An 18,315-nucleotide genomic window follows, 5' to 3' on the forward strand; every position below is an offset into this window, starting at 1 on the left:
AAGCAATCCAGAATCTTTCCGAGGCGGCAGTCTGGATTGCTTCGCTGCGCTCGCAATGACGGAAGAGGGCCTTCCGTTCTTACCAATAGATCCCGTGACGGTGCAGTTCGCGGATCACGCGAGCCTCGGTTGACGGCTGACGGCGCTTCGGCTTGGCCACTTCGCCCGTGCCGGCAACCGGCGCCGGCGTTACAGCAGGAGCCGTCGCGGTTTGCGACGCTGCGGCCGGCGGGGTTGAAGCGGGAGTGGTGGTGGCCGTCTGGGCATTTGCCGGCGGCGCGACTGTTGCCGTCGCGGCCGGGGGCTCGGTCGCTTGCTGGCTTGCATTTGTTGCCGCCAAGCTGAGGCTCCGCGAGCCTCCGGCAGAGGCCTGTGTTGCGAGCAGCGACATCGCGGCAATCACAATCAACTTGCGCATGGGAGCACGCCTTATCTGGTCAATCCACCTTACCCAATTGGCGCTGGTTGGCCGCTACCTTGCCAGGTGGTGCGTGCCGATGCTGATCAGCGTGGCCCGGCAGGACAGACGATAGATCAGGCTGAATAATTGACCCCACATGACCGAACTCCATTGTTCATCATGGCGTGGCATAATGGGCCGGGTGTCTTTCCGGCGATTTTCGCGGCGTGAGGAAAATGGCTTCGTCGGCCGGCTCCAACATGTCGTCGGAATAGATCGGATGAAGTCGCCTCACGGGGGCGTGAGGCATATCTGCCTCAAAACACCTCGAAGTATTCGCGATGCTCCCAGTCGGTCACTTCGGCCAGGAAACGGTCGATCTCGGCGTTCTTGATGTGGGTGTAGTAGTCGACGAACTCGGCACCTAGCTTCTCGCGGAAGAACGGATCGTCCTTCAGCGCGCTGACGGCTTCCCGCAGCGATTTCGGCAACAGCGGCGCCTTGGTCTCGTAAGGCGTGTCGGCGGAAGGACCGGGATCGAGCTTGCGGTCAACGCCGTCGAGGCCCGACAGAATTTGCGAGGCCATGTAGAGGTAGGGATTGGCGGCGGGCTCGCCGACGCGGTTTTCCAGGCGCGTCGCGGTGTCGCTGGCCCCGCCCAGCACGCGGATCATCACGCCGCGATTGTCGCGGCCCCAGATCGCGCGATCAGGCGCCAGCGAATAGGAGCGGTAGCGCTTGTAGCCGTTGATGGTCGGCGTGGTGAACACGGTCGATGCGCGGGCGTGGTCGAGCAGGCCGGCGAGATAGGCGCGGCCAAATTCGCTGAGCGGCTGGCCGTTCTCCTTCGCCATGAACAGATTCTCGCCGCTCGCGCGCGAGACGATCGACTGGTGCAGGTGCCAGCCGCTCGCGAACAAATTCGCAAGCTTCGGCCGGCACATGAAGGTGGCGTGGTAGCCGTGACGTCGCGCGATCTGCTTCACCGCGGATCGGAACAGCACCATGTTGTCGGCAGGCTCCAGGCCCTTCTTCGGCTGGAAGGTGAATTCGCACTGGCTGGGGCCGAACTCGACCTCGACCGAGCGCAAGGGCAACCCAAGCGCGACGATGTCGCGGCGCAGGATCTCCAGCACCGGCTCCATCTGATCGAAACGTTGCTCGGTGAGGTATTGATAGCCGTGGCTGAGCAGGCTCACCGAGGGCGGCGTGCCGGGCTGGCCGGCGTCTTCCGCGCGCATATGTGGGTCATCGAGCCTGAAGATGTGGAACTCGACCTCGAGGCCCGCGACGAAATCGTGGCCGCGGCTGCTGAGATCATTGAGCACCTTGCGATAGAGCCCGCGCGTCGCGAAGGGCACGGGGCGGCCGTCGTTGAAATAGAGGTCGCACAGCACCCAGCCCGTCGTCGGCGCCCAGGGCAGCACGCGGAACGTGGTTGGATCGGCGACCATCAACACGTCGGCCGCGCCCTCCATCTCCTTCATGCCGAACCCGCCGCCTGATGTGAACACCGGAAACACCGTGCGGTGCGAGGTGTCCTTGGCGAGCATGGTGGTGGTGATGGAGCAGCCGCTTTCGAGCGAGGCGATCGCCTCGGAGGCGATGATGGTCTTGCCGCGCAGGATGCCGTGCTGGTCCGGGAAGCCGAGGCGGATGACCTCGAGGTTCTTCTCCTCGACGATGCGGCGCATGCGCGTCGCCGCGTCCTTCTGCTCATCCGACCACAGCGCATGACGCGCGACGAAAGTCACTATGATGGCTCCTTGCTGCTCGTCGAGAGCATAACCCACGCTGTCATCGTCCGCGAAGGCGGACGATCCAGTATTCCAGAGACGGTCGTGTGTCCACGAGAGGCCGCGGCGTACCGGATGCCCCGCCTTCGCGGGGCATGACAGCGGAGATTGTGGAGCCCTCGTCGTGCCCGGCTGGCCGGAAGCGGCACCGTCACTCCGCCGCCGTCAGCCGATGCACGTTATCTGCGATATCCTTCGGCACCGGCGCGGTCCAGGGCGCGCCGCGGCGGCGCTTGACGTCGACTTCCATCCAATAGGTTTCCCAGCCCCGGGTCGGTCCGATGCCGTCCATGGTCGCCGGTCCCTGGATGCTGCGCGCGTTGGCTTCGTCCAAAAACAGCATCGGCTTCTCGCCGCCGGCGACCTTCTCGATCTCCTGCCGCAGCAGGCGGCGATACTGCACGATCGCCTTGTCGCTCTGGCCGAGGTGCTCTTTGGTGCGGTCCTGGATCGCGCCCATCGACTCCACCGCCCACTGGTCGTGGACATTGATGTCGTTGCCCATGCCGGTATAGGTCGCCGTCTGCTGCTCGTGCGGATCGAAGCCGTAATCGTTGGTCTTGTTCTTGCGCGATTTGTAGTCCGGCAGCTCATAGAGCTCGAGCCGCTGGTCGCGCATCTTCTTCTTGTCGACCGGGTTCGTGTAGCTGGTGAAAATCGCGTACCAGTAGCAGTTCTCGTCGTCGACCGGCACGTGCCACTGCGTGATGGTCATCTCCGTGCTCATGGGGATGACGAAGCCGTGCGGAAAGAGCTGGTTGGTGACGCGCACATGGGTGCGCTCTTCGTCGATCTCGCGCAGTGCGATCAGCCGCAGGCCGTATTCGGTGTGCTCGACATTGATGATCGGGCGGTCGTATTCGCGCAGGATCTTCGTCATCGGCAGATCCGAGCCGGCGGAGGCGCCGCGGAATTGCTTGCCGTAAGCGGTCGAAGTGTCCTCGTCCTCGAAGAAGCGATGCAGGTAGGAGGCGTGCGCGGGATCGATGCCGACTTCGAGCGCCTGGAGCCAGTTGCAGGCCATGTGGCCCTTGAACGCAAAAGTGTGCGTCCCCGGCGCGACAAAGCAGTCGATCTCCGGGAACGCCGGCGGCTCACCCTCGCCGAGATAGGCCCAGAGGATGCCGCTCTTCTCCACCACGGGATAGGAACGCTGCCTGATGTTCTGGCAGAGCTTCGAGTCCTTCGGCTCGGCCGGCGTCTCGATGCATTGGCCTGTCGCGTCGAACAGCCAGCCGTGGAAGGCGCAGCGCAGGCCGCCATGCTCGAGCCGTCCGAAGGCGAGGTCGGCGCCGCGATGCGCGCAGTGGCGATCGATCAGGCCGTAGCGTCCAGTCTCGTCGCGGAACAGCACCAGGTTCTCGCCAAGCAGCCTGACGGGACGGATCGGCCGCTCGCCCTCGAGCTCATCGACCAGCGCCGCCGGCTGCCAATAGCTCCGCATCAGCTTGCCGCAGGGGTCCTTCGGACCGGTGCGGGTGATCAGGTCGTTCTGCTCCTGGCTCATCATGGCGGTCGCGTCCTTCTTGATGAGGATCGTTGTCGATCAGGTCAGCGGAGCACGTTTTTCTTCGCCTCGCCCCGCGTGTGGGGAGAGGCCGGATCGCATCGAAAGATGCGATCCGGGTGAGGGGGACTCTCCGCGAGGGCAATCATCACCGTCCCTGTGGAGACTCCCCCTCACCCCACCCTCTCCCCGCAAGCGGGGCGAGGGAGCGTGAGACCGGCTAACCTAACCGAAACTACCCAAAGCGTTTTGTTCGCCTATTGAACGAATGGGCGAATTATGACATGCCTTGGACCGGCAGCAAGCACTATTTTGCAGGATTGTCCCGAGGACCATGCCCAAGCTGAAGCGGAGCGAGACCGACGAGCGCGCGACGGATTTCGTCGAGAGCCTTGATCGCGGCCTGCGCCTGCTTCAGTGCTTTGGCGCGACGGCGGGCCCGATGACGCTAAGTGACCTTGCCCGTGCCGCCGATCTGCCGCGCGCCACCGCCCGGCGCATGCTGTTCACGCTCCAGCGTGGCGGCTTCGTCAGCGGCGACGGCAAGCTGTTCTCGCTGACGCCACATGTGCTGACGCTCGCGGCGTCGTATTTGCGATCGAGCCAGCTCGTCGCCGTGCTTCAACCCGTGCTCGATCGCATCGCAACCGCCGCGCAGGAAATCTCCTCGCTCGCGGTGCTCGACGGCGATGATGTCGTGTTCATCGCGCGCGGCGGCCCCGCGCGGGTGTTCACGGGCGGATTGGAGATTGGCTATCGCCTCCCGGCCTTCTGCACCTCGGTCGGCCGCGCCATGCTCGGCCAGCTCGACGATGTCGAACTGCGCGCGCGATTGAAAGCGATGCGCCGCGAGGCGCTGACGCCGCGCACGGTGACCGATCCGAAATCGCTGCTCGAAAGTATCATCGCCGACCGCGCACAGGGTTACTCGCTGGTCGACCGCGAGGCCGAGCCGCATTTCCGCTCCATCTCCGTTCCGGTGCGCCGCTACGACGACACCATCGTCGCCGCCATCAACATGGGCGCCCATGTCGACCGTGTGCCGACGGCTGAGATGATCGACCGCTTCCTGCCGTTGCTGCGTGAAGGCGCCGGGTCGGTGTGCTCTCAATTGCTGTAGGTGGTAATTCCGTAGCGCACGTCGCGTGTCGCGACGTCGCGTGCCTCCGCTGGCGTCAAAGAACCATTAACGCCAGTTGCGTGGCGTATGATGCGTTCCGGCTTTCTTAACGGCTTCATGGGCACGATTGAGTGGTTGAATTCATCCTATTTCCGCATTGCCACGCAACAGCCGCTGATTGTATCCCATGATCTCTCGAGACACCGGTGGAGCGATCGAACCGCAGATCCGTCACCTGGCGTTCGTGGTCGCGGCTCTCACGGCGTTGCTTCTTGCCGCACCGCTCTTGCCGGTCGTGCATTTCTTCACGCCGCTGTCCTACCTGCCGGTGCACACTGCGCTCGAATTCACCGCCATGGCGGTGTCGCTGATGGTGTTCGGACTCGGCTGGAATCTGCGCGGGGAGAAGCTCAACAGTCACATCGTGCTGCTCTCCGCGGCCTTCCTTGCCGTGGCGGTGATCGATTTCGCTCACGCCATGACCTATCCCGGCATGCCGTCGGCGCTGGGCGAGAGCGGGCCGCAGTTGACGATCGAGTTCTGGCTTGCCGGCCGTGCGTTCGCTGCGCTGGCGCTCATCGCTGTTGCGCTTCTGCCAGCGCGTAGCTGGTCGCCGAATACTGCCGTGGCTGCCGTGGTGGTTGCGCTCGCGGGCAGCGCACTGGTGTGGTGGATCAGCCTCGCCCATGGCGACCTGCTGCCGCGGAACGTCACGTCGAACGGCAGCCTGACCGCCTTCAAGATCAGCGCCGAGTGTGGCCTGGCGGGAACCTATTTCCTCGCGGCGCTGCTGCTGCTGCGCCGGCGCAAGAGCTGGCGGAATGCCAACCTCTGCTATCTTGCTGCGGGCTCCTGCGTGCTCGGGCTTGCCGAGCTCATGCTGACGCTCTACGTCGCCCCCGGCGACCTCCTGAACCTGCTCGGGCACGTCTACAAGGCGGTCGCCTATGCCATGCTCTACCGCGCGCTGTTCGTCGCCGGCGTGGTGGCGCCGCAGCGGGCGTTGACGCGCAGCAGGGGCGAGCTTGCCTATCTCGCGCATCACGATTCGCTGACGCGATTGCCCAACCGTCGCATGATCGAGATGCGGCTCGCAGCACTGCTAAATGACGCTGCCGGTCCCCAGGGCTCGCTGTTGCTGCTCGATCTCGACGCCTTCAAGAACGTCAATGACAGTCTCGGGCACGCGGCAGGCGACGAGCTGTTGCGCCTCGTGGCCGAGCGGCTCCAGCTCGGATTGTCGCCGGAGGCGCTGCTCGGGCGCGTGGGCGGCGACGAGTTCGTGGTGCTGACGCCCGGCCTGCTCGACGATGTCGCCATTTCCGAGCTCGCGCAGGGCCTGATCGATGCGCTGGTGTCGGTCTTCGTGCTCAGCGGCGGCCAGGAGATCTACATCGGCACCAGCATCGGCATCTGCCGCTTTCCCCGCGACGGCGGCACTGTCGACCAGCTCGTCCGCAATGCCGATGCCGCGCTCTACGAGGCCAAGGCCGCGGGCCGCGGCGTGTTCCGTTTCTACACCCCCCGCGCTGACCGAGGCCGCGAACAGGCGTGTCAGCCTGGAAAGCCGCCTGCGTCGCGGCCTCGAGCGCAACGAGTTCCTGCTGTACTACCAGCCGCTGGTGAACGCGACCGACGGTCGCCTCAACGGTGTCGAGGCGCTGCTGCGCTGGGCGCCACCGGGCGAAGGCGTGATTCCGGCGGGGGCATTCATCAAGGTCGCCGAGGACACCGGCTTCAGCATCGCGCTCGGTGAATGGGCGCTGCGCGAGGCCTGCCGTCAAATGAAGGAGTGGCGCGCCCAAGGCCTCGCGCTCGACATCATGGCGGTGAACCTGTCGTCGCAGCAGTTCCAGCGTCCGGACGTCGCCAGGACGATCGCCGGCGTGCTGGCGGAAACCGGTCTCGAGCCGCAGGCGCTGGAGCTCGAGATCACCGAGAGCAGCCTGATGGCACAGGGCACCGATGTCGAAGCCACGCTCGCCGCGCTGAAGGAACTCGGCGTCAAGCTCGCGATCGACGATTTCGGTACCGGCTACTCGTCGCTCGCCTATCTGAAGCGCTTTCCGGTCGACAAGCTGAAGGTGGACCAGAGTTTCGTCCGCGATATTCCCGATCATGCCAAGGGCATGGAGATCTGTGCCGTGGTCGTCAATCTCGGCAAGGCGCTCGGGCTCGAGGTGCTCGCCGAAGGCGTCGAGACCGAGATTCAGCTGGCGCATCTGAGACGCCTCGGCTGCGACTCCGTGCAGGGTTATCTCCTCGGCCGGCCGATGCCCGCCGAGGAGATGGCCGCCCAGCTTCGCGGCAACGCCGCCTCGCTGCGACGGTTGCAGCTCATTGCGAACGCAGGGGCAGCGCCGGCCGTGCCGGGCATGGAGCGGACGGAGCTGAACGCTCGATCCGCGTGATCCCAAGATGGGTTGGCGCCCCACGATCTCGGCGCGTGCCACGACCGAAACTGCAAGGCATGACCCACCAGGCCAACAGCGATAGCGGAATTTGCCAACGCGACGTGGTGGGTTACGCTTCGCAATCCCACCCTACGCCGCTATAATATCGCGCAACACCAGAGACCCGGGAGGCAGCCATGCAGCACACCATGGTTCCCAGTGATCGCGTGGAGCACGTCGCCGTCTTCGGGCGCGACGGCATGAAGCTCGGCACGATCGAGCGACTGATGCTCGACAAGGTGAGCGGCACGGTCGCCTATGCAGTGATCAAGACCGGCGGGCTGCTCGGCACCCACCATCATTATCCGGTCCAGTGGAGCGCGCTGCGCTATGATCCGGCGCAGCAGGCGTTCAGGGTCGAATTGATCGAGGACGACCTGCGCAGCGGCCCCTGCGAGTTCGACGGCGATGCCTTCGACTGGGGCGACCGCTCGCGGTCCTATCCGCATCCGCACTACTGGACGGTCTAGAGCCATATCCGTTCCGATGGAATCGGAACGGGGCTCTAGTGTCCTGAATCTGAAGTTCAGCGGACTCCAGAATGACTCGATGATGGCGGAATCTCCTCACTTTGGGGAGGATTGGCTATGGGCCGACGCTTTGCTCCGCTGGAACTGAATGAGATTGAGCTCACCGAGTTGAGGTCGCTGGCCTCACGCCGAAGCACAGCGCAGGGTTTGGCGCTGCGGGCTCGGATCATCCTGGCCTGTGCTGAAGGCGAGCAGAGCAAGATCGTGGCGGCCAGCCTGGGTATCGACCCCGATACGGTCGGCAAGTGGCGTCGGCGCTTCGCCGAACATCGGCTTGACGGGCTTCGGGATGAACCGCGGTCGGGGACGCCGCGCACTGTCGAGGATGCCCAGATCGCGGCGATGATCGTCCGCACCCTGGAGACGAAGCCCTCCGACGCCACCCACTGGAGCTCGCGCAGCATGGCGCGGGCCAGTGGACTGTCAGTCTCGACGGTACAGCGGATATGGCGCGCCTTCGGCCTGCAGCCACATCGGTTGGAGACCTTCAAGCTCTCAACCGACCCCGACTTTGTCGCCAAGGTTCGCGACGTCGTCGGCCTCTACGTGGCCCCGCCTGAGCGCGCCATCGTGTTGTGCGTTGACGAGAAGTCGCAAATCCAGGCGCTGGACCGCAGCCAACCCATGTTTCCCATGCGGCCCGGCCAACCGGCACGCCGCAGTCATGACTACAAGCGTCACGGTACCACATCGCTGTTTGCCGCCCTCGACGTCGCGACTGGCCGGGTTATCGGCAAGTGTTACGGGCGCCATCGCGCCAAAGAGTTCCGTAAGTTTCTCGATGAGATCGAAGCCGCTGTTCCAGACGATCTGGACGTTCATCTCGTGATGGACAACTACGCGACCCACAAGGCGCCGCTGATCCGCAACTGGCTGGCCAAGAGACCGCGCTGGCACGTTCACATGACGCCAACAAGTTCATCCTGGCTCAATCAGGTCGAACGCTTCTTTGCACTCATCACCGAGCGCAAAATCAGGCGCGGCATCTATCGAAGTGTGGCGGCGCTACGTGCCGAGATCGTGTCATTCATCGAACATCACAACGCTGATCCGAGGCCCTTCCGATGGACCAAATCAGCCGACGACATTCTTAGCTCGATCGAACGCTTCTCCACCTACAATTCGCCCGCCAACTAAAGCCAACGGACTTTTGGTTCAGGACACTAGATTATTGTTTTGACGCGTTTTCTTTACGCGAACCGGTGTCCACTTCGCTCGAAAACGCTCTAGCGGAGCTGCTGAGTAGGGTGGGGCAGCAGGGCCGCGAGTTCGGTCGCGCCACGAGAGAATTTGCAAGGGGTAACCCGCCGCGCCGCTTGTGAGGTGGGATCTGCGGATGGAAAGCGGTGGGTTTCGCTCCGCGAATTCACGCAACTCACGCTTCTGAGGCCTCGCGCTCCATGTCGCGGCCGGCAAGAGCTTCGCCCTGCATGTTGGCGTACTCGCGCGCCATTTCGCGCATCAAAAACTTCGCCGGCACGTCGTGATAGCTGCCGCGGTCGTTGACATATTGCATGTAGGCGCGGCCGGCGCCGTCGAACGGATGCAGCAGCGCATCGGTGTGGCCGTCGAAATCGAGCGGCGCCACGCCGACCTTGGCGCAGAGCGTGTCGTTGAAGGTCGGCGTCGCCTTGCGCCAGGCGCCGTCGACATAGACCTCGGTAAAGCCGTGCCAGGTGAACATGTCCGTGCCCATGCTCTGGCGCAGCTTCTCGGTGGTGAGATGGTTCTTTACATCGGCAAAGCCAACGCGGGCCGGAATGCCGTGGACGCGGCAGGCGGCGGCATAGAGCGCGGCCTTGCCGACGCAATAACCTTGCCCGGCGGCGAGCACGCTCGAGGCGCGAAAGGTCTCGGCGACGCGCATGCTGACATAGGGATTGTAGCGGATGCCGTCGCGCACCGCCTTGTAGAGCATGCTCGCCTTTTCGCGATTGCTCGCATCGGCGCGCACGGCGGTCTCGGCGAATTGCCGCACGGCGGGATGATCGCTGTCGATGTACTCGCCGGGATCGGTGTAGAGGCGGCGGATGGTATCGGGGAGGGACTCGGTCATAATCTGAGCTTAGCAGGTGACCTGCACGGAATTCAAATCGCCTGATGCGTCGAAGGGCTGCACGCGGGCATGCCACGTCTTCACGGGCCGCAAGGCACGGGTGTGCGGTCGGCTCCCGATGTGTTCATTGCCGGTTGCGCATCCAGTCAGCAAGGCCGGATAGCGCCCGGTCGAAATTTTGCCGCGCGGCAGAATCAACAACCGTCTCCTCCAGCGCGCCGCGCATGCAGAGCAGCCAGGCGTCACGTTCGGCATCGCCGATGGCAAAACCGATGTGCCGCTGCCGCAGCCGCGGATGCCCCTTCTCGACCGAATAGAGTCGCGGGCCGCCGGTCCACTCGGTGAGATAGCGCTTCAGCACATCCCTGATCAGGCCAAGGTCGGCCGCATGCATGGCGCGGATGACTTTCGCCTCCGGCAGCGTATCCATGCGCTCGTAGAATCGGTCGACGAGCCGATCGATCGTGGCGCTGCCGCCGATCCGCTCGAACATGGAGATTGCGACGTCACTGTCAGTCATCATCTATCCCAAGATCTATCCCAAGGCTTGTTGCTGGGCTCGGATATAGGTCATTCGAGGTCGCGCACAAACACCGCTGTCGTCCCGGATCTGCGCTTCGCTTGTCCGGGACGACAGCGGTGGGTGTAGGTGTCGCGGGGTCTAATCTTTCTACAGCGCCACGCTGCGCAGCCCAAAGCTGCGGGCCTCGTTCTGCAGCACCGGACGGACCGCATCGATGAGACGTGCGGCGGCGGCGTCCACACTGAGCCCCGCGGTATCCACCACCGCGGTCGCGCGCGAATACAGCGGCTCGCGGCTCAAGAGGATGTTGCGCAGCTCCGTCATCGCAGAGCGGTCGTCGGCCATTGGACGCAAATCACCCTGGCGGCGTACGCGGGCCATGTGCTCCTCGGGTTCGGCCTTCAGCCAGATCGTGTAGAACGACGTCAGGATCTGGTCGAAGGTCAGCGGCTCCGACACGATGCCGCCGCCGGTCGCCAGCACCATCAGCTCGTTGCGGGCGAGCAGTTGTTGCAGCGCCGCCTGCTCCATGCGGCGAAAACCTTCCTGGCCGTAGAGCGCGATGATCTCGGCGACCGAGAGCCCGTTCTGCTGCTCGACCTCCTTGTTGAGCTCGACGAAGCTCCAGCCGACCTTCTTCGCCAGGATCTTGCCCAGCGTGGACTTGCCGGCGCCGCGCAGGCCGATCAGCGCGATGCCGCAGAACGGAGCGCGGTGCGATGCGGTTGCACTGCCGCCGGCGAGCAGATCCTTGGCCTGTGCGATCTGGGCAGGCGTCGCCTTGCGCAGGAGATCGCGAAACATCTGCCAGTCCGGCGTCGGATCGGCGCTCGGAAGTAAATCTTCCAGATGCGCGCCCATCGCGTCCGACACGCGGCGCAAGAGCACGATGGAGACATTGCCCTTGCCGCTCTCGAGCTGCGCGATGTAGCGCTCCGAAATTCCTGATACCCTGGCGAGCACCTTGCGCGACATGCCGCGCAGCGCGCGCATGGTGCGCACACGCTGGCCGAGCTGTTCGAGAAATCGGGATTCGGCGTCGGGACTGTCGGTCATGGACTACAGATCATGGGCCTTCTTTAGCGGTTGTCCCGCGGCGCATTTTAATGAAACATAATGCCTGCTGGCATTGACAGCAAGCTGCGGCGGTGTCTTTCTATGAATTATAATTCTAAATTCAGGGGAGAAGTCCGTGAGCGAGGGATCCTATAACGCGGTGACCTGGCTGCTCGATCGTAACGTCGAGGAGGGCAGGGGCAACAAGCTCGTCTTCGACGACACCGTCTCGCGGCTCACCTATGGCGAGCTCGCGCGCGAGACGCGGCGCGCTGCCAACATGCTGCGCCGTCTCGGCGTGCGCCGCGAGGAGCGCGTGGCGATGATCATGCTCGATACGGTGGACTTCCCGGTCGTGTTCCTGGGCGCGATCCGCGCGGGCATCGTGCCGGTGCCGTTAAACACGCTGCTGACCGCGGACCAGTACGCCTACATCCTCGCCGACTGTCGCGCGCGCGTGCTGTTCGTGTCGGAGGCGCTCTATCCCGTCATCAAGGACGTGGTCGGCCGCATGCCGGATCTCGAGCATGTCGTGGTGTCGGGCGCCAAGATGAATGGCCACAAGCAGCTCGCCGAGGAGCTCGCGGGTGAGAGCGACCAGTTCACCACCGCGGCGACGCATCCCGACGAGCCGGCGTTCTGGCTCTACTCGTCCGGCTCGACCGGCATGCCCAAGGGCGTGCGTCATCTGCATTCGAACCTGCAGGCAACCGCGGACACTTATGCGAAGCAGGTGCTCGGCATCCGCGAAGGCGACGTCTGCCTCTCCGCGGCAAAACTGTTCTTCGCCTATGGCCTCGGCAATGCGTTGACCTTCCCGATGTCGGTCGGCGCCACCGTAGTGCTGAACAGCGAGCGCCCGACGCCGGCGCGCATGTTCGACCTGATGAACAAGTTCAATCCATCGATCTTCTACGGCGTGCCGACGCTGTTCGCGGCGATGCTCAATGACGAGACGATGAAGGCCGAGCGCGGCGGCAAGTCCTTGCGCATCTGCACCTCGGCTGGCGAGGCGCTGCCGGAATCCGTCGGCAACAGCTGGAAGGCGCGCTTCGGTGTCGACATCCTCGATGGCGTCGGCTCGACCGAGCTCTTGCACATCTTCCTGTCGAACGCGCCCGGCGACATCAAATACGGCTCTTCCGGCAAGCCGGTGCCGGGCTACGCGGTGCGGCTGGTCAACGAGGCCGGCCAGGACGTGGCTGACGGCGAGGTCGGCGAGCTTCTGGTCGATGCGCCCTCCGCCGGCGAGGGTTACTGGAACCAGCGCCACAAGAGCCGCCGCACGTTCGAGGGACCGTGGACCCGTACCGGCGACAAATATGTCAGGGACGCCGAGGGCCGCTACACCTTCTGCGGCCGCGCCGACGACATGTTCAAGGTCTCCGGCATCTGGGTCTCGCCGTTCGAGGTCGAGAGTGCGCTGATCACGCATCCGGCCGTGCTCGAAGCCGCCGTCGTGCCCGAAGCCGATCCGGAAGGGTTGCTGAAGCCCAAGGCCTTTGTCGTGCTGCGCCCCGGTGCGAAGACGACGAATCTGCAGGAAATGCTGAAGGAGCACGTCAAGCAGAAGATCGGCCCCTGGAAATATCCGCGCTGGATCGATGTGGTGGAGTCCTTGCCGAAGACGGCGACTGGAAAGATCCAGCGGTTTAAGCTGCGTCAGGGCGCGAATTGAGGAGTTCGTCATTCCGGGGCCATGCGAAGCATCGAACTATGTGCGCACTTGCGCACCTGAGAATCTCGAGCGGCAGACGACAATCTCGAGATTCCGGATCAGCTCGCGTTGCGAGCTGTCCGGAATGACGGGATGAATGGGAACGAAAGCATGACCGCCCTCAATCCGACCGGCTTCCTTACCATCGGTGGCGCCAGCCTCGAGTACAAATGGCTCGCGCCGCAAGCCGCTGATGCGCCGACCATCGTCATGCTGCATGAAGGCCTCGGCTCGGTCAGCCTGTGGAACGATTTTCCGGAGAAGCTCCAGCAAGCGACCGGTGCCGGGATCTTCGCCTATTCGCGCGCGGGCTACGGCCAATCGAGCCCGGTGACGCTGCCGCGGCCGCTCGATTACATGCAGCGGGAAGCGCTGGGCGTGCTGCCGAAGATCCTCGACGTGATCGGCTTCAAGCGCGGCCTCTTGCTCGGCCATTCTGATGGTGCCTCGATCGCGACGATCTATGCAGGCGCGCATCAGGATCACCGCCTCAACGGCCTCGTGCTGATCGCGCCGCATTTCATTGTCGAAGATATCTCGGTGAAATCCATCGCGGCGATCAAGACCACTTACGAGACCACAGACCTGAAGACGAAGCTCGCGCGCTGGCACAAGGACGTCGACAACGCTTTCTACGGCTGGAACGGCGCCTGGCTCGATCCGGCGTTCCGCGACTGGGACATCTCGGAATATCTCGCCTATATCCGCATTCCGGTCATGGTCCTGCAGGGTGGAAACGACCAATATGGGACGCTGCGCCAGGTCGAGATTGCGCAGGAAGAGTGTTATTGTCCGGTAGATCTAAAAATTATTTCAGGCGCGGGGCATTCCCCGCATCGTGAAGCGCCAGGGGCGACGCTTGACGCGATTGAGCAATTTGCAAAGGCGGCCCTGCGCGACGATCAGGGACTTCAGGGACGCACCGCATGAGCTTGCGGAGGCACATCAATGAATGTGCCGCCGAATATGGGCGGTCCACTGCCGTGGCCGCAATGGGCTTATGTGCCGGGCGAGGCCGGCGGGGGCGACGCGGACTACGAGACGCTGGACATGGCCAAGGCGCTGGTGCCCTCGGCGTTCCGCGGCTACGTGCCGGCGCGCCACCCGGCGCTGCGCTACGGGCTCGCGCTCAATGACCGCGGCTATTTCTGGGAATCGCAGGAGGTGTTGGAGGCGGTCTGGGCAGCAGCCCCGCAAGGCAGCCGGGAGCGCATTCTGCTGCGCGCCTGCATCCATATCGCCAATGCGAACCTGCGGCTGCGCATGCAGCGACCGCATTCGGCCGCGCGCCTGTTTGGGGATGCGCTCGCGGAGTTGCAAATCCTCAATTCCCGCAAGACAGCCGCGGGCGGCGACGGCTTCGTCGAGAGCTTCCCGGTTGCGCCATTGGTGGCGCTGCTCCAGGTCACGTTTGGCCGACCGCAGCTCTCCAAGGCGGACTGGGTCGCGCTCGGCGCGACTGCGCGGTCTCAATAGATTTCATGAAACAAAGTGCATGCGTCCGCCGTTATGGACTAGACGCGCTCTAAAAGATGCACTATTGTGCATCTAGCACTACAGCCAGAACTCATAACCAAGCTCAAGGGTGGCCCATGGCCGGGGAAGATCGGCGCCTCGCAGGCGGTGCGACATTCATCGATTTCCAGACCGAACCGTCCCGCTACCGGCACTGGAAGCTCGCGGTCGATGGCGACGTCGCGACCCTGACCATGGATGTCGACGAGAATGGCGGCCTGTTCGAGGGCTATCTGCTCAAGCTCAATTCCTATGATCTCGGCGTTGACATCGAGCTTGCCGACGCGATCCAGCGGCTGCGCTTCGAACACCCGGAAGTGAAGGTCGTGGTGATGCGTTCGGCCAAGAACCGCGTGTTCTGTGCCGGCGCCAACATCCGCATGCTCGCGGGCTCCACTCACGCCCACAAGGTCAACTTCTGCAAGTTCACCAACGAGACCCGCAACGGCATGGAAGACTCCTCGGAGAATTCCGGCCAGCGCTTCATCACGGTGGTGAATGGCTCCGCCGCCGGCGGCGGCTATGAGCTCGCGCTCGCGACCGACCATATCATTCTTGCCGATGACGGCTCGTCTGCTGTCGCTTTGCCTGAAGTGCCGCTGCTCGCGGTGCTGCCGGGCACCGGCGGTCTGACGCGCGTTGTCGACAAGCGCAAGGTGCGCCGCGATCACGCCGACTTCTTCTGCACCATCGAGGAGGGCGTGAAGGGCAAGCGCGCCGTGCAGTGGCGCCTGGTCGACGAGATCGCGCCGAACTCGAAGTTAGAGGCCAAGATCGCCGAGCGCGCCAGGGAATTCGCCGGCAGCTCGAAGCGCAAGGGCGGCGGCAAGGGCATCGCGCTCTCGCCGCTCAAGCGGGTGATCGACGAAACCAGCATCCGCTACGGCTTCGTCAGTGTCGATATCGACCGTGCCGCGCGGATCGCCACCATCTCGATCAAGGCGCCGGAAGCTGCGCCGCCCGCTGATATCGACGGCATGATGGCGCAGGGGCCTTCGTTCTGGTCGCTCCAGGTCGCGCGCGAGCTCGACGACGCCATCCTGCATCTGCGTATCAACGAGCTCGAGATCGCGATGCTGGTGTTCAAGAGCCATGGCGATCGCGCCCACGTGCTTGCCAGCGACGCCTTCCTTGAAGCCAACAAGGCGCACTGGCTGGTCAATGAGATCCGCCACTACTGGAAGCGTGTGTTGAAGCGCATCGACGTCACCTCGCGCACGCTGGTGACGCTGGTCGAGCCCGGCTCCTGCTTTGCCGGCACGCTCGCCGAACTCGTTTTCGCCGCCGACCGCTCCTACATGCTGGTCGGCACGCGCCAGGGCGACAACCGTCCGCCGCCCTCGATCGAACTTTCGGCCATGAACTTCGGTCCGTATCCGATGAGCCATGGGCTGACGCGCCTGGAGTCGCGCTTCCAGGCCGATCCGTCGGACGTGGAACGCGCGGAAGCCACCGTCGGCACGACGCTCGACGCCGAGCAGGCCGAAGAGCTCGGCCTCGTCACCTTCGCGCTCGACGACATCGACTGGGACGATGAGGTTCGCGTATTTCTGGAGGAGCGCGCCAGCTTCTCGCCCGACAGCCTGACCGGCATGGAAGCGAGCCTCCGCTTCGTCGGTCCCGAGACGATGGAGTCAAAGATCTTCGCGCGCCTGACTGCGTGGCAGAACTGGATCTTCCAGCGGCCGAACGCAGTCGGCGAGGAAGGCGCGCTGCGCCGCTACGGCAGCGGGCAGAAGCCGAAATTCGATATGACGCGGGTGTAACTCTCTCATGTCCCGGGCGCGCTGCGTCACGAAGTGATGCGACGCAGAACCGGGACCCACACGGACCATATGGGTCCCGGCTCAGCAGTGCAGCACTTCGCGCCGCACTGCGTCCGGGACACGAGATCGCAAGGAGCACGGCCATGAACATGAACATCATGAACGTCGACTACTCGACCAAGATTCCGAACAACGTGAATCTCGCGGAAGACCGCCAGGTGTTGAAGGCGCTCGAAGGCTGGCATCCCGGCTACATGGACTGGTGGAGCGACATGGGGCCGGAAGGCTTCCAGGAATCGCTGGTGTACTTGCGCACCGCCTACTCGGTCGACCCGCGCGGCTGGGCCAAGTTCGACTATGTGCGGATGCCCGAATATCGCTGGGGCATCCTGCTTGCACCGCAGGAAGAGAACCGCGTCGTGCCGTTCGGCGAGCACTATGGCGAGCCGGCCTGGCAGGAAGTCCCGGGCGAGCATCGCGCGATGCTGCGCCGCCTGATCGTGATCCAGGGCGACACCGAGCCGGCTTCGGTCGAGCAGCAGCGCCATCTCGGCAAGACCGCGCCCTCGCTGTACGACATGCGCAACCTGTTCCAGGTCAATGTTGAGGAAGGCCGTCACCTCTGGGCGATGGTCTACCTGCTCCAGAAATATTTCGGCCGCGACGGTCGTGAAGAAGCCGACGACTTGCTGCGCCGCCGCTCGGGCGATGCGGATGCGCCCCGTATGTTAGGGGCCTTCAACGAGGCGACGCCGGACTGGCTGTCCTTCTTCATGTTCACCTACTTCACCGACCGCGACGGCAAGATGCAGCTGCACTCACTGGCGCAGTCGGGCTTCGATCCCCTGTCGCGCACCTGCCGCTTCATGCTGACCGAGGAGGCGCACCACATGTTCGTCGGTGAGACCGGCATCACCCGCGTCGTGCAGCGCACCTGCGATGCGATGCGCGAAGCCGGCATCTCCGATCCCACCGATATCGCTAAGGTCCGTGCGCTCGGCGTGATCGACCTGCCGACCATCCAGAAGAAGCTGAACCTGCACTACACGCTGTCGCTCGACCTGTTCGGCTCGGAGGTCTCGACCAATGCGGCGAATGCCTTCAACGCCGGCATCAAGGGCCGCTACCATGAGACCCAGATCGAGGATGATCACCAGCTCAAGAACGCCACCTATCCGGTGCTGAAGTACATCAATGGCGAAATCAAGCTGGTCGACGAGCCGGCGCTCACCGCGCTCAACATGCGCCTGCGCGACGACTACAGCCAGGACTGCGTGAAGGGCATGCTGCGCTGGAACAAGGTGATCTCGACCGCGGGCTACGATTTCAAGCTGACGCTGCCGAACGTCGCCTTCCATCGCCACATCGGCGAATTCAAGGACGTTCATGCGACGCCCGATGGCATCCTGATCGACGATGCCACCTGGGCCAAGCGCAAGGACGAGTGGCTGCCCTCGACCGGCGACGGCGACTTCATCACTTCGCTGATGCAGCCCGTCACCGAGACCGGCAAGTTCGCGTCCTGGATCTCGCCGCCGAAAGTCGGCATCGACAACAAGCCGGGTGACTTCGAGTACGTGAAGATCGAGTCGTAAGACGCGACGTTGCTCCACACACTCCCCTGTCGTCCCGGACAAGCAAACGCCTGGCAACGCAGTTGCCAGGCGTTTGCGCAGATCCGGGATCCATAACCCCAGGGAGGGGTCGTGGCACGAGCTAGCAACCACGAATCTTCGCCAAACTACTGCCTGTGGTTATGGGTCCCGGATTGCATGTTGTTGGCGTCTTCCTGATGGAAGATGAGACGCTGGCGGGACCTCGCGGTCCCGGAAGATCCTGACGATCGTGCAGATCTGGAGGCCCGCCGGCGCTTCTG

General features: G+C 63.9%; 15 protein-coding genes and 1 pseudogene. 10 read left to right on the forward strand and 6 right to left on the reverse strand.

Annotated elements, in window-relative coordinates; genetic code table 11:
- Window positions 1-79: 79 nt before the first annotated feature.
- The 3 genes from AC630_RS09175 to AC630_RS09185 all read right to left on the reverse strand — a co-directional run bounded on the left by AC630_RS09175 (window position 80) and on the right by AC630_RS09185 (window position 3,706).
- Complete coding sequence (locus AC630_RS09175) at window positions 80-418, reverse strand: hypothetical protein (RefSeq protein ID WP_074118142.1); 339 nt, start codon at window positions 416-418, stop codon at window positions 80-82.
- A 299-nt stretch (window positions 419-717) separates the two neighbouring features.
- The gene (locus AC630_RS09180) at window positions 718-2,154 is read right to left on the reverse strand and encodes a glutamine synthetase family protein (protein WP_074118163.1); all 1,437 of its coding nucleotides are present in this window, start codon (window positions 2,152-2,154) and stop codon (window positions 718-720) included.
- Window positions 2,155-2,347: 193 nt separating this feature from the next.
- Window positions 2,348-3,706 (reverse strand): aromatic ring-hydroxylating dioxygenase subunit alpha, encoded by a 1,359-nt coding sequence (locus tag AC630_RS09185; RefSeq protein ID WP_074118143.1) that lies wholly within the window; start codon window positions 3,704-3,706, stop codon window positions 2,348-2,350.
- A gap of 331 nt (window positions 3,707-4,037) precedes the next feature.
- Between AC630_RS09185 and AC630_RS09190 the strand changes: the two genes are divergently transcribed.
- The 5 genes and pseudogenes from AC630_RS09190 (at window position 4,038) to AC630_RS09210 (ending at window position 8,943) form a co-directional block, all read left to right on the forward strand.
- Window positions 4,038-4,823, forward strand: coding sequence for an IclR family transcriptional regulator domain-containing protein (locus AC630_RS09190; RefSeq protein ID WP_074118144.1), 786 nt, complete (start codon window positions 4,038-4,040; stop codon window positions 4,821-4,823).
- 187 nt (window positions 4,824-5,010) lie between these two features.
- Window positions 5,011-6,318, forward strand: a pseudogene (locus AC630_RS09195) (MASE3 domain-containing protein); the annotation flags it as partial.
- Window positions 6,290-7,234 carry a putative bifunctional diguanylate cyclase/phosphodiesterase gene (locus AC630_RS09200; protein ID WP_074118146.1) on the forward strand — a complete coding sequence of 315 codons (945 nt, stop codon included), beginning with the start codon at window positions 6,290-6,292 and terminating at the stop codon, window positions 7,232-7,234. The pseudogene AC630_RS09195 and the gene AC630_RS09200, both read left to right, overlap by 29 nt.
- A gap of 179 nt (window positions 7,235-7,413) precedes the next feature.
- Window positions 7,414-7,746: a PRC-barrel domain-containing protein gene (locus AC630_RS09205; RefSeq protein ID WP_074118147.1), complete on the forward strand. Its 333-nt coding sequence runs from the start codon at window positions 7,414-7,416 to the stop codon at window positions 7,744-7,746.
- A 117-nt stretch (window positions 7,747-7,863) separates the two neighbouring features.
- Window positions 7,864-8,943 carry an IS630 family transposase gene (locus AC630_RS09210; protein ID WP_074118148.1) on the forward strand — a complete coding sequence of 360 codons (1,080 nt, stop codon included), beginning with the start codon at window positions 7,864-7,866 and terminating at the stop codon, window positions 8,941-8,943.
- A gap of 238 nt (window positions 8,944-9,181) precedes the next feature.
- Here AC630_RS09210 and AC630_RS09215 read toward each other — a convergent pair whose 3' ends face one another.
- The 3 genes from AC630_RS09215 to AC630_RS09225 all read right to left on the reverse strand — a co-directional run bounded on the left by AC630_RS09215 (window position 9,182) and on the right by AC630_RS09225 (window position 11,441).
- On the reverse strand, window positions 9,182-9,862 hold the full coding sequence (locus AC630_RS09215) for a transglutaminase-like domain-containing protein (protein ID WP_074118149.1): 681 nt from the start codon (window positions 9,860-9,862) through the stop codon (window positions 9,182-9,184).
- 124 nt (window positions 9,863-9,986) lie between these two features.
- Complete coding sequence (locus AC630_RS09220) at window positions 9,987-10,382, reverse strand: group II truncated hemoglobin (protein ID WP_074118164.1); 396 nt, start codon at window positions 10,380-10,382, stop codon at window positions 9,987-9,989.
- A 150-nt stretch (window positions 10,383-10,532) separates the two neighbouring features.
- The gene (locus tag AC630_RS09225) at window positions 10,533-11,441 is read right to left on the reverse strand and encodes a helix-turn-helix transcriptional regulator (RefSeq protein WP_074118150.1); all 909 of its coding nucleotides are present in this window, start codon (window positions 11,439-11,441) and stop codon (window positions 10,533-10,535) included.
- Between the two features lie 136 nt (window positions 11,442-11,577).
- Between AC630_RS09225 and AC630_RS09230 the strand changes: the two genes are divergently transcribed.
- The 5 genes from AC630_RS09230 to boxB all read left to right on the forward strand — a co-directional run bounded on the left by AC630_RS09230 (window position 11,578) and on the right by boxB (window position 18,034).
- The gene (locus AC630_RS09230) at window positions 11,578-13,119 is read left to right on the forward strand and encodes a benzoate-CoA ligase family protein (RefSeq protein WP_074118151.1); all 1,542 of its coding nucleotides are present in this window, start codon (window positions 11,578-11,580) and stop codon (window positions 13,117-13,119) included.
- 150 nt (window positions 13,120-13,269) lie between these two features.
- A complete protein-coding gene (locus AC630_RS09235) occupies window positions 13,270-14,088 on the forward strand; it encodes an alpha/beta fold hydrolase (RefSeq protein ID WP_208866986.1) in 819 nt (272 codons plus the stop codon).
- 18 nt (window positions 14,089-14,106) lie between these two features.
- Entirely contained in the window at window positions 14,107-14,634 is a 528-nt protein-coding gene (locus AC630_RS09240) for a DUF309 domain-containing protein (RefSeq protein WP_074118153.1), read from the forward strand.
- A gap of 116 nt (window positions 14,635-14,750) precedes the next feature.
- Window positions 14,751-16,439 carry a 2,3-epoxybenzoyl-CoA dihydrolase gene (gene boxC / locus AC630_RS09245; protein WP_074118154.1) on the forward strand — a complete coding sequence of 563 codons (1,689 nt, stop codon included), beginning with the start codon at window positions 14,751-14,753 and terminating at the stop codon, window positions 16,437-16,439.
- A 143-nt stretch (window positions 16,440-16,582) separates the two neighbouring features.
- The gene (gene boxB, locus AC630_RS09250) at window positions 16,583-18,034 is read left to right on the forward strand and encodes a benzoyl-CoA 2,3-epoxidase subunit BoxB (protein ID WP_074118155.1); all 1,452 of its coding nucleotides are present in this window, start codon (window positions 16,583-16,585) and stop codon (window positions 18,032-18,034) included.
- Window positions 18,035-18,315: the final 281 nt, after the last annotated feature.

It is taken from the genome of Bradyrhizobium sp. AS23.2 (assembly GCF_001908185.1).
Taxonomy (GTDB): Bacteria; Pseudomonadota; Alphaproteobacteria; order Rhizobiales; family Xanthobacteraceae; genus Bradyrhizobium.

Excerpts from the sequence above, each read along its gene's own strand:
- AC630_RS09185 (WP_074118143.1), bottom strand. The coding sequence starts at position 3,706 with ATGATGAGCCAGGAGCAGAACGACCTGATCACCCGCACCGGTCCGAAG.
- AC630_RS09210 (WP_074118148.1), top strand. The coding sequence starts at position 7,864 with ATGGGCCGACGCTTTGCTCCGCTGGAACTGAATGAGATTGAGCTCACC.
- AC630_RS09215 (WP_074118149.1), bottom strand. The coding sequence starts at position 9,862 with ATGACCGAGTCCCTCCCCGATACCATCCGCCGCCTCTACACCGATCCC.
- AC630_RS09205 (WP_074118147.1), top strand. The coding sequence starts at position 7,414 with ATGCAGCACACCATGGTTCCCAGTGATCGCGTGGAGCACGTCGCCGTC.
- AC630_RS09220 (WP_074118164.1), bottom strand. The coding sequence starts at position 10,382 with ATGACTGACAGTGACGTCGCAATCTCCATGTTCGAGCGGATCGGCGGC.
- AC630_RS09240 (WP_074118153.1), top strand. The coding sequence starts at position 14,107 with ATGAATGTGCCGCCGAATATGGGCGGTCCACTGCCGTGGCCGCAATGG.
- AC630_RS09190 (WP_074118144.1), top strand. The coding sequence starts at position 4,038 with ATGCCCAAGCTGAAGCGGAGCGAGACCGACGAGCGCGCGACGGATTTC.
- AC630_RS09235 (WP_208866986.1), top strand. The coding sequence starts at position 13,270 with ATGACCGCCCTCAATCCGACCGGCTTCCTTACCATCGGTGGCGCCAGC.
- AC630_RS09175 (WP_074118142.1), bottom strand. The coding sequence starts at position 418 with ATGCGCAAGTTGATTGTGATTGCCGCGATGTCGCTGCTCGCAACACAG.
- AC630_RS09200 (WP_074118146.1), top strand. The coding sequence starts at position 6,290 with ATGCCGCGCTCTACGAGGCCAAGGCCGCGGGCCGCGGCGTGTTCCGTT.
- AC630_RS09225 (WP_074118150.1), bottom strand. The coding sequence starts at position 11,441 with ATGACCGACAGTCCCGACGCCGAATCCCGATTTCTCGAACAGCTCGGC.
- boxB (WP_074118155.1), top strand. The coding sequence starts at position 16,583 with ATGAACATGAACATCATGAACGTCGACTACTCGACCAAGATTCCGAAC.
- boxC (WP_074118154.1), top strand. The coding sequence starts at position 14,751 with ATGGCCGGGGAAGATCGGCGCCTCGCAGGCGGTGCGACATTCATCGAT.